At 69.9% G+C, this 10094-nt stretch carries 8 protein-coding genes and 1 pseudogene; 4 read left to right on the top strand and 5 right to left on the bottom strand.

Going from position 1 to position 10094, the window contains the following annotated elements; genetic code table 11:
• Positions 1 to 8: 8 nt before the first annotated feature.
• Together ACZ6JT_RS30215 and ACZ6JT_RS30220 are read right to left on the bottom strand one after the other, a co-directional pair.
• Positions 9 to 914: a TIGR03619 family F420-dependent LLM class oxidoreductase gene (locus tag ACZ6JT_RS30215; protein WP_469214590.1), complete on the bottom strand. Its 906-nt coding sequence runs from the start codon at positions 912 to 914 to the stop codon at positions 9 to 11.
• Positions 915 to 998: 84 nt separating this feature from the next.
• A complete protein-coding gene (locus ACZ6JT_RS30220; protein WP_469214592.1) occupies positions 999 to 1682 on the bottom strand; it encodes a hemerythrin domain-containing protein in 684 nt (227 codons plus the stop codon).
• Between the two features lie 844 nt (positions 1683 to 2526).
• On the opposite strand from ACZ6JT_RS30220, the gene ACZ6JT_RS30225 reads away from it, so the two are divergent.
• Positions 2527 to 3564 (top strand): Ca2+-dependent phosphoinositide-specific phospholipase C, encoded by a 1038-nt coding sequence (locus tag ACZ6JT_RS30225; RefSeq protein WP_469214594.1) that lies wholly within the window; start codon positions 2527 to 2529, stop codon positions 3562 to 3564.
• A gap of 572 nt (positions 3565 to 4136) precedes the next feature.
• Here ACZ6JT_RS30225 and ACZ6JT_RS30230 read toward each other — a convergent pair.
• Positions 4137 to 4535, bottom strand: coding sequence for a YybH family protein (locus tag ACZ6JT_RS30230; RefSeq protein ID WP_469214595.1), 399 nt, complete (start codon positions 4533 to 4535; stop codon positions 4137 to 4139).
• A gap of 2308 nt (positions 4536 to 6843) precedes the next feature.
• Here ACZ6JT_RS30230 and ACZ6JT_RS30235 point away from each other — a divergent pair.
• Positions 6844 to 7923 (top strand): GlxA family transcriptional regulator, encoded by a 1080-nt coding sequence (locus ACZ6JT_RS30235; RefSeq protein WP_469214597.1) that lies wholly within the window; start codon positions 6844 to 6846, stop codon positions 7921 to 7923.
• A 256-nt stretch (positions 7924 to 8179) separates the two neighbouring features.
• Positions 8180 to 8608 (top strand): DUF4240 domain-containing protein, encoded by a 429-nt coding sequence (locus ACZ6JT_RS30240; protein WP_469214599.1) that lies wholly within the window; start codon positions 8180 to 8182, stop codon positions 8606 to 8608.
• 208 nt (positions 8609 to 8816) lie between these two features.
• Here ACZ6JT_RS30240 and ACZ6JT_RS30245 read toward each other — a convergent pair whose 3' ends face one another.
• Together ACZ6JT_RS30245 and ACZ6JT_RS30250 are read right to left on the bottom strand one after the other, a co-directional pair.
• Positions 8817 to 9122 (bottom strand): DUF2199 domain-containing protein, encoded by a 306-nt coding sequence (locus ACZ6JT_RS30245; RefSeq protein WP_469215005.1) that lies wholly within the window; start codon positions 9120 to 9122, stop codon positions 8817 to 8819.
• Between the two features lie 24 nt (positions 9123 to 9146).
• Entirely contained in the window at positions 9147 to 9293 is a 147-nt protein-coding gene (locus ACZ6JT_RS30250) for a transposase family protein (RefSeq protein ID WP_469214601.1), read from the bottom strand.
• Between the two features lie 309 nt (positions 9294 to 9602).
• Between ACZ6JT_RS30250 and ACZ6JT_RS30255 the strand changes: the two are divergent.
• Positions 9603 to 9835: pseudogene (locus tag ACZ6JT_RS30255) on the top strand (PHP domain-containing protein); the annotation flags it as partial.
• Between the last annotated feature and the right edge of the window lie 259 nt (positions 9836 to 10094).

The following is a 10094-nucleotide window of genomic DNA, read 5'->3' on the forward strand; positions in this document are numbered from 1 at the left end:
GTGGCGGTTCAGGCCAGCTCGGCCATGAACTCCGCCGCCAGCTCGAGGAACCGGCCCGGCGCGTCCGTCGTCAACTGGAGGTCCACGAGCACCTCGTCGGTCTCCGCCGTGCACATCGTGCGCAGGTGGTCGCAGATCTGGCGCACGGTCCCACGGTGGTGGCCTTCCGCCAGGTCGGCCGAGGACGTGGTGACGTCGGGGTTCACCCGCAGCACCCGCCGCAGTCCTGCGGGGTCCCGTCCCGCCCGTTCGGCCGCCGCGGAAGCCACGGTCCACAGACCGTGGAGGTACTCCAGCGGCATCGAGGCCGCGAGCCAGCCGTCGGCACGCCGGCCCACCCGCTCCAGGGCAGGTGGGGTGAATCCGCCCAGCAGCAGCGGTGGCCGCGGCTTCTGGAGGGGCTTGGGCAGGACGGTCGACTCGGGGATCGTCCACAGCGGGCCGGTGTGGACCACCGACCCGGGCCGCCATACGGCGTCGAGGATGTCAAGCGTCTCCTCCAACCGGGCGCCGCGGCCTTCCCAAGGCACTCCGGCAGCCTCGTACTCCTCCCGCATCCAGCCCAGCCCGAGGCCCACGTCCAGACGCCCGCGGCTGAGCAGGTCCAGTGTCGTCAGCGCCCGGGCGAGCACGAGGGGCGGCTGCCACAGGGCGTTGAGCGTACTGCTGCCCAGCCGTACCCGTTCGGTCGCCATGGCCGCCACGCCCAGCGCGAGCAGCGGGTCGAGGTGGGTGCCGTACCGGACGGGCATCTTCCCGCCCGGGTACCCCTCGGGCGGGGTGAGCGGGGCCAGGAGACGGTCGGCCACCCAGAGACTGTGGCAGCCCAGCGCCTCCAGCGCCGTGCACATGCCGGCGGACAGGCGGGGGTCGGCGAACGGACCGAACTGGGGGACGGCGAATCCGATGCGCATTGGCGAGATTCCTCGATCGGTGAGGGGTGGACAACGGGGCCGGACGCACGGGCGCGCATCCGGCCCGGTCGGCGGGGGCGGCGGTCACGCGGTCGTACGCCGCCCCCGGATCCGGTCGGTCTCGCGCCGGTACTGCCGCTGCCCGAGCAGCTTCCACAGCACCCGCGCCGGAACGGGCAGCCGGGCGAGGAACTCCGTGCGCTCCTCGGGAGAGGTGTCCTCCAGGATGGCGCCCAGCGCGATCATCAGCCGGTTGCGGGGCGTCTCGGCGAGGCCCCGCTCCCCGACCGCGTGCCAGTCCTTCTCGTTGACGTGGAGGGCGACAAGAGGCATGACCTGCCGCTCCTCCTCGTCGAGGTGGGCGCACAGCTGCCGGTGATGCCGGCGCAGCGCCTCGGCCAGCTCGTCACGGTCCTCGGACAGGGCCTTCGCCTGCCACCGGTCCATGAGCACCTGGACCTCGCCGATCCCGTCGGAGAGCTCCCGGTGCTGCGCCTCCATCGCCGGCACCTGCTCGGCATCGAGGTCCAGGTGGGGCAGCAGGACCGGCCAGAGCATCTCGTCCTCCCCGGTGTGGTGGGCGTGCAGGCCGATCGAGTAGAGCCGCCAGTGCTCGGCGAGGATCCGGGACCGCGCGGTGTCGGCGGGCTGAACGTCCTGAACGAGTTCGGCCAGCAGCCGCGACTCGCGGCGGAACACCTGGTGAATCATCGCCATCTCGCGGGTGTAGGGGTGAACGGCGGAGTCCGAAGCGTTGCTCGTAGTCATGCCCCCCAGTCTTCGCACCCCGATTGCCAGGCACTTGCACCCGACTTGCCGTCCGCAGCCCAGGCGGACCTGACCCGACGCCTGAGCTCATACGCCCGAACCCGGCCACGGCACCTCAAGCCCCGCGCCGACCACTGCGGGAAGGGCTTGCCGAACGGTGCCCCGGCGGATCGCCCGCACCACGAACGGGGCCGAGTCGGTGAACCTCCCAACGCTGGCGGGCCGTTGGGCTCCGCAGCCGTGTCTCCGGTTGGAACTGCGGCATGTGCGGCCGATTCCCTCGGCGCAGGAGACACCTGAGCCAAGGCGTCCACCGCTCGGGTCCGCCGAGTTCCGCCCGAAGGGGGCCGCACCTGCGGTGCGTCGGCCCCCCGACCGACGCACCGCTTCCCGCTCGACGGCAGGTGGGCTCCCCACTCAAACGCTCACCTGCCCGGGACCGTCCACGGCGGCTGCGGCCGTCGACGTCCCTATATTTGCACTTCGAGTGCAGTTATAAATCGCCAACGAATCGGGCGTCCACAGACAATCACGATGAAAGGCTCAAACGCGCCCGGCGGTCACTCCTCGTCGGGGAGCGCCCGGTGAATCCCTGTGTCGAAAGGGAGTTGGCGGGTGGGGGTCGGGTCGGCGGCGCGGCGGCGGCACTCCTGACCCTGGGTGCACTTTGTCTATCTTTTACCTTCACGTTTCCCAGGCGACCCGGGGAGCCGTGTGGCCGAATGGCTCGAAATCGCCGGTGGGTCGCCCCGGGCCCCGGGCTACGGTGCTCACCGCTGATCGGCCGCCGTGCGTGAACGCGGCCGGCGCGCCCCCGTCCGTGCGGCCCCCGAATGGAGTCCCCATGTCGTTTCAGGCGCCCAGAGCGAGCACGCGTCGTCCCTGGGGCCCACCCGCCCTCGCCGTACTCCTCGCGGCATGGATGGCGTGCGGCCCACAGCAGGCATCGGCCGCCACTCCGGGTGCCGAGGACCTGAAGCTCGACCGGATCACCCTCTCCGGCAATCACAACGCGTACGAGAAGGCCACGTACGGGCGGCTGACCGATGGGCTCGACGCCGGGTCGAGGCTCTTGGAGATCGACGTGTACACCGCCCCGGTCTCCGGGTGGGTCGTCAGCCACAGCAACCCCTTCTCCAGCGACAGCAACTGCACGCGCAAGAACATCTTCGGCAAGCAGGTCAGGAACGGCGACCTCGCCGACTGCCTCACGGACATGCGGCGCTGGAGCGAGGCGCACCCCGGCCACGACCCGGTCTACGTGAAGCTGGAGATGAAGTGGGGCTTCTACGGCCGCTCGGGCATGGCTCCGGGGGATCTGGACCGGCTGATCGCGAATCGGCTCGGTTCCTCCCGGGTGTTCAAGCCCGGGGATCTGACGGGCTCCGTGTACTCCGACGCGGACGCCGCCGCCCGGGCCGGGGCCTGGCCCACCCTGGCCCAGGCGCGGGACAAGTTCCTGTTCTACGTGTGGCCCGGGACCGTCGAGGGCGAGGTCTTCGAGGACAACGTGCCGACCGACGTGGAGTACGGCCGCCACGTTCGCGACCGCGCCGCCGCGGGCAGGTTGCCGGAGGTGATGGCCTGGCCGGCCACTCGGTCGCTGGGCACCCGCGCCGCGTACGAGACTTCGATCGCGCCGTGGTTCGTCCTCTTCAACGACTCGGCGGGCACCTGGCTGAACGGCGATCCGCTCGCGTACTGCCGCAGTCACTACCTGCTGGCCGCCACCGGCGCCCAGAGCGTGGCGCCGCCCGGCCATACGGATCCCACGCCCGGCCAACGGCTCGACTACCTCGGCGAGCGCGTGCAACCCTCCGTCATGACCCACGACTGGACGGGCGGCGCCGGGGTCTTCGGTACCCGGGCCCGCAGCTGCTGACGAGGGGTCCGATCGGCAGGCACTTCGGTCATTCGTCGTCCACGAGCGTGAAGCTACAGCTGGAGCGTGCGGTGCAGTCCATCTCGGACTGCTCCTGCTCCTGCTCCTGCGAAAGCAGCTCCAGGGCGTTGTTCTCAGTCATTTCCTAGGGCCGTCTCGTCGGTTTTCTCGGGTCATTACGACTCGATACGAGGTAGATACCCACTCAAACCGCCCAGATGTGCGGCTTGGCGAAGTCTTTGCACTTGGAGTGCAAGAACGCGCTCCGGGTGTCCGCCCTCGCTCCCGACAGGGAAGTCCTGCTCCCACCCCACATGTTCCTCGGACCGCACGCTTCTCCATTGCTACCAGGCTGTCGCGTTCTTGGAAGTAGACGCTCCCCGCCAGTCGGGGCGTCGGCACGGACCGCGGCGCGGCGGGAGGCATACGCGAACGACCAGGGCAGCCGCCCTCCCCGGTCGCGGTGACGGCCGCATCACTGCTGCCTGCGGCGGCACTGACGTGGAGTTCATCCCCGCCCCGTAGGAGGGCCGGCCGGCATCGCGTGCCGTGGGCTGAACCGGGCGGGGGAGTCAGGCTGTCACGGTGTCCGCGTGCCGGTGCGCCACTCTCCAGGTGCCGCCTTCCTTGCGGTACACCTGGGTGACCCGCAGGGTGTAGGTGCGGGGCTGCCCGTCCACAGAGGCGGACGTGTGCTCCAGTCCGACCGTGTACGCCATGTCGACGCTGACGTCGTAAGCCAGTAGCTCGTACGCGTACGAGGTGCAGTTGCTGAACGTCTTCGCCAGGCCGGTGAAGAGGGCGTCGAGCTCATCGTGGCCAACCGCGCTGCGCCAGGCACCGAGGACACTCACGGGCTCGGTGTGCGACCAGAGGGCACGTCGGGGCGCCGCGTCGCCGTTGTGCAGCGCGACCTCCGCCTCGTACAGAGTGGTGCGGATCCACGCCAGGAAGTCGTCTCGATCAGTCATGCTTTCATCATCGCCCTGCCCACCGGTTGTGGCCCGCACCAGGTGGCGGGCCGCGCTGGGTGCGCTGGATCGGGTGCTCCTTATGCTGACGAGCCGTTCGACCATGCGTACGTCTGGTTCGGGCCGTATGGGTCAGTGGCTGAGGTGCCGGTTGCGTCCGTGAAGCGGTCACGCTTAGCGATCAGTGGGTGTGTCCAGACCTGTCGCACCTGACCTGAGCCTCGCCTACTCACACTGGTCAAGGTCTGCGACAGGGCCAGGCCGTTGTCATCGCGCTCGAACGGCGGTCTTCAGGCCAGGTGGGCGGTGATGAGCTCTTCCCAGGAGCGGATGAAGGACGGGTACTCGGCGGCGAACTCGTCGAGAGCCTTGGCTGCGGCCGGGGTGAGGGGCGTCATGTCGTAGGTGACCGTCGCCTCGCTGCCGGCCTCGGTCGCTTTCAGGGTGACGGTGACCGTCCCCGCCCGGACGCCCGGGGTGATCCGGGCGTAGGAGACCGACTGGGGGAAGTCTCGGGAGGCGACCAGCCATGTCGTCTCCTCATCGTGCGAGGCGGTGAGCCAGACGGTTCCCGGCGCGGTGTCGTCTGGCGTGTCGACAGGAAAGACGGGTTCTCAGCCCGGCACCCAGTCGCGCTCACCCCGGGCGGTGAAGAGCCGGAAGGCAGCTTCAGGGGGAAGCGGGACGTTCAGCGCGGCGCTCAAGATGCGACGGTTCATTGAGTCTCCAGTGCGTGGGTGTCAGCGACGGCCGCGTACGCTCTGCCGGCCACGACGTGGCGGGCCGGCTGCGTTTCACCGACTCCTACGACGAGGCCGCGGCGCACGTGCGAGGTGTTCTTCCGCGCGGTGCCGACGCCGCAGCGCCAGGGTGCCAAGAGTAGCTGGGGGAGGGCTGGAGCCCGGGCTTCCTGCGCGAGGCGCTGTCCATGGAGACCACGCAGCACCCCGCACGACTCGTCCTGGGATCGTCATCCGCAGCGTGTGGCCGAACCGAACCGAACAGACTGACACCCGCCCGCGTCCACAGGACTTCAGAAACCAGCACGCGAAGAACCGCCGCCAAGCCACACGTCAGACGTGGGCAGAGTCCTCGCCGCCGGCGAGGCATACAGCCGACCCGCCCACCCCAAGGTCGACACCAAACCTCGCAGGACAGGCTGACAAGCGACTTCGAGGATCAGCGCATTGAGCGGCCATCCTCGTCGCCTCGCCAGTGCTGTTGCTAGCCGGAGCGTCGGTCCGTCGCCTATACCTCCGCTACGTCTACCGGGATGAAGCCCTACCGATCCTGGACAAGAAGCAGGGCCGAATCAGTGGAGGTCTGGAGGTCGGCCTTCTGCCCTTTCGGCGCCCGCGCTTCGGTGAACAGCTCCAGGCCGCCGACTTAGGCGCGTCCGGCCACCCGGCGATCGACGGGGTCCGCCAGCAGCACCTGGACCCCGTCGCGCAGCCGCAGACGCAGCCGCATCGTGCGACCGAGGCGACGTGGGTCGTACGGTTCCGCTGTGGGGGCGACGTCCTCCCTGGCCGAGAAACTGCCGACCGTTCGGGGCCCCCGTGAACAAGCGTGTGTTCCACCTCGACCGGCCTTTCGACCATGCCGTGCCTGCTGCAGCCGGGCGGGTCGAGTTCGGGGCCGGCTCCCCACAGGTGCAGGTGCGCGGCGGCCGCCGTGACGGCGGTGGCCTCCTCGACGAGCACCAAAGTCCAACTCGCCGCGGACGGCTGGGCACGCCCCAGCGCCCTGTCCGCTAGCCGGTGACCGCCGCGGCGGCGAACAGCAGGGCCAAAGCGCCGCAGGCGTCGAAGACGCCGCACCATTCGGACCACTGCCGGGGCGCGACCCGGGCCCTTGCGTAATGGACGGCGTCCCAAACGGCGTGGCCCAGCCAGCCAGCCGGCCGCGAGGACGAGCAGGGCGAGGGTGCCGTTCAGGAAAACGGTCGACAGGGCGACGGCGGCGAAGCCGACGAAGCCGGTGAGCTGTCCTGCGAGGACGCCCGGGCGGCGCAGTTCACCCCGAAACACGCCGAAGAGTAGATAGAACAGCGGCATCGCGGCGAGGACTCCCGCGAGGAACTCCGGCGCCGGCTGGCCGTCGAGGAAGGTCAGAGCCGCCAGGGCCAGGGCGATCAAAGTGGGCCAGCGGCGCGCGATCGTATGCATCCGGGTGCCTCCCGCGTGCGGGCGTAGGGACGAATGTGGGCGAGAACCACGGTCCGGGGCGTCCGGGCCGGCGGGAAGCGGCGCCCGGCCACCATGTCCTTTCCCTTGGGGTACCCGTCCTTCCGGCATAGGGTCGGCGCATGGCGGAGAGGCTCATGGTGGTGGTCGGCTACGAGGCGGCCGAGTTGCTGGACATCGCGTGCGTGACCACGACCCTGGCCATGGCCAACGGGATCGGTGCGCCCGAGGTCCCGTACCGGGTGCTCCTCGCCGGTCCGGGCGGCGGTCCCCTCGTCTGCGGCTCGGGGCTCGTCCTGGGCAGTGAGCGGTCGCTGGAGCGGCTGAGCGGCCCCCTCGACACGCTGATCGTCTCCGGCGGTACGGGGTTCGAGCGGGCGGCGTCAGACACGCGGCTCGTCGGGCACGTGCGCCGGCTGGCGCGGGAGAGCCGGCGGGTGGCGTCGGTGTGCACGGGTGCGGGGGTATTGGCGGCCGCCGGGCTCCTAGACGGCCGTCGTGCCACCACCCATTGGCGCTTCGCCCGTTTGCTCGCCGATCGGCACCCGAAGGTGGCAGTGGACCCGGACCCGATCTACGTCCGCGACGGTCACGTTTACACGGCGGCCGGGGTGACGAGCGCGCTGGACCTCACCCTCGCGTTCGTCGAGGAGGACCACGGCCCCGAACTGGCCCGCCAGGTGGCCCGGGACCTCGTGGTGTATCTGCAACGGCCCGGGAACCAGGCGCAGATGAGCCTGTTCACCGCGACCCCGTCAGCCCCTGACGACGGGCTTCGCGCCCTCGTCGAGCACATCGCGGCCCACCCGGACGGCGACCTGAGCACGGCGGCGCTGGCCGCGCGGGCTGGGGTGACGCCCCGCCACCTCACCCGTCTCTTCACGGAGCAGCTGGGCCGGCCGCCGGGCCGTTACGTCCGGCAGGCTCGCACCGAGGCCGCTGCGCACCTGCTCGCCTCGACGACTCTGCCGATGGCGGGCGTGGCGGCGCGCTGCGGCTTCGGCAGCGCCGAGGCGCTGCGGCAGGCGTTCACGGAGCGGTTCGGGATCGCCCCGTCCCGCTACCGGGCGGCGATGCGCCCGGCCTCCGCCGGGCGGGGCGAGCTACAGGACCCAGGGCTTCTCCAGACAGCTCCGCAGCGAGATCAGCAGCCTTCCCGGCCACCCACCCCGACCCCGCCAGAGGTGGCACACATTCCGTGAGGACGATCACCGGCGCTCTGCCACGGTACGTCGCGAATTGCCCTCGCCGGCCGTGCCGGGGCCCGTCTGGCAGCCGTTTTGCAGACGAGGGTGTGCCGGACAACGCGCCGCGGGCAATCTGGGGCGTGCCTGACCCTCTCTGGGCCGTTCGGACGAGCCAGGCTCCCCCCGCTCCGCAGACGCGTCCTTCTCACAGCCGCAGCGAACTGGTGACGCGGAGCCAGGACTGTCAGACCACTGCGGCATGCTCGCCGGCATGAACGAAGACGCCTTCTGGCAGCTCATCGAAGACTGCAGGCCCACGGAACCTGACCCGGACGCCGAACTCCTTGCAGCAATGCTGACCGAGCGGCTTGCCCAGTCCCCGTTGTCACTGGTCATCGGCTTTGCCGAACAACTGTCATGGGCGCTCTACCGGCTGGACCGTAAGGAGTACGGACACGACCTGGGCGGAGATGCCTTCCTCTACACCCGTGCCGCGGTCGTAGCCGCCGGCCGCACCGAATTCGACAGCGTCCTCCAGGACCCTTCGGCCTTCACTCCTTACGCCACCGACCTCATCTGGGCCGAGCCCCTGCTCTACACACCGGACCGGGCATACGAACGCATCACCGGGGAAGAGTGGGACCGCGATACCCGCTACTCCTACGAATCCTGCTCCAACGCCGAGGGCTGGGCTGATTGAGGCATGCCCGCGGGTGGCGAACTGCAGCGCCATTGATCGTCCTCACACGGCCTCACCCCGGTACACGGCGATGGGGGAGTCCTCGCCCTGCCACCAGGTGTCGGTCACTGACCGACCTTCGGCCACGGGCTCGAAGCCGCCGAGGTCCAGGCCTCGATTGCCCTGCCCTTGATCCTTGTGACGGTGGGCGATACAGGGCTGCCGGCCGTCACAGCTGCGCGTCGTCGCCTGCGTGGAGCACAGTCGCTGGGATCTCCCGCACGCGGTCCAGGCTGATTCCTGTGCGCTGCTCGACGGCGACGGGGTGGTCGGTGGGCTCAAGCTCGACGAAGGGGCGCTCACCGACTGGGCGGGTGTGGACGTAGGTCTTCAGGTTGAGGGTCGTGGACGGGTAGACCGGCAGGTCGGTGGTGAGCCAGCCGAAGCACTGCTTCTCGCACTCTCGGCCGGGGGCGTCCCACAGATCCGCAGCCCTGGAGAAGCTAACGCGGCTGAGGGAGACCCAAACGCCCAGGAGAACACGTCTCGGTCAGGCCAGTCACCTGTTCCACTTTTGTCCGGCGCCGCTCTGATCACAGAAGAACCGGCGAACACGGAGACGGACGATCATCTGGCGGCCGCCAGCGGGTAGCCCGTTAACGTGACGCCAGTACCGGCTGTGGACGCGTGCCGCAGGAGCTGACACTGGGGACAGGGCCCTGGCGGTCCGCAGCAAGCCGCATCGACCATCAAGCTTTCCCCTACGACCGTGAACCTGGCGCCCTACGAGATGCAGGCCAGGGAAGAGAACGCCTTCATGTGATTCCGTCTCCAGCCATCACGGAAGCATGGTCAGAGCCAAGTATCGCGCGGCTCAGTCTCAACAGGCGCTCGTTCACACATAGGGCGGTGTCACCGATGCGTTCGGTTCGATTTACGTTCGATATCTTGGAGGGGTGACCAGGCCATCGGGGCTGTCGATTTTCGTTTGTGGGGGGTGGGGCATGGGCTGTGAATGCACCCGCACGTCGCCAGCGGAGCTTCTCCGCCCGCTACGGCGCTTCCCACCCCACGACCTGGTCCGCCGCGAGGCCGAGCGCGGTGTCGACACGCTCGCGCTGACCGACCGCGACACCGTGACCGGCGCCGTGCGCTTCGCGAAGGCGGCTATCGACGGGGGGATCCGGCCCAGTCTTCGGCGTCGACGTCGCCGTTGCCCCTCGCGCTCCGGCCCCCGCCGGGGCCCGCGCCGGGGCCGGGATGAGGATCGAGCACGCACGTCGGCCCGGAGTCTTGTACCCGCTCTGGACGGTGCCGGACGCCGAAGGGAGCGCCCGATTCCGCGGAGCGAGGGCAAGCCGGCCGGTAGCAGACCCCGACGATATGAACGAAGCGGGTGAGGTTCTACACCGGGAGCCGGATGAGCGGCCGGTTACGAAGCCGGCCGGCCGGCGCCGCCGGTCGACAGGGGCAGGCGCTGTGCCGCGAGGGCGGCGTGGGGCCCGTA

The organism is Streptomyces sp. NPDC046308 (assembly GCF_055588065.1).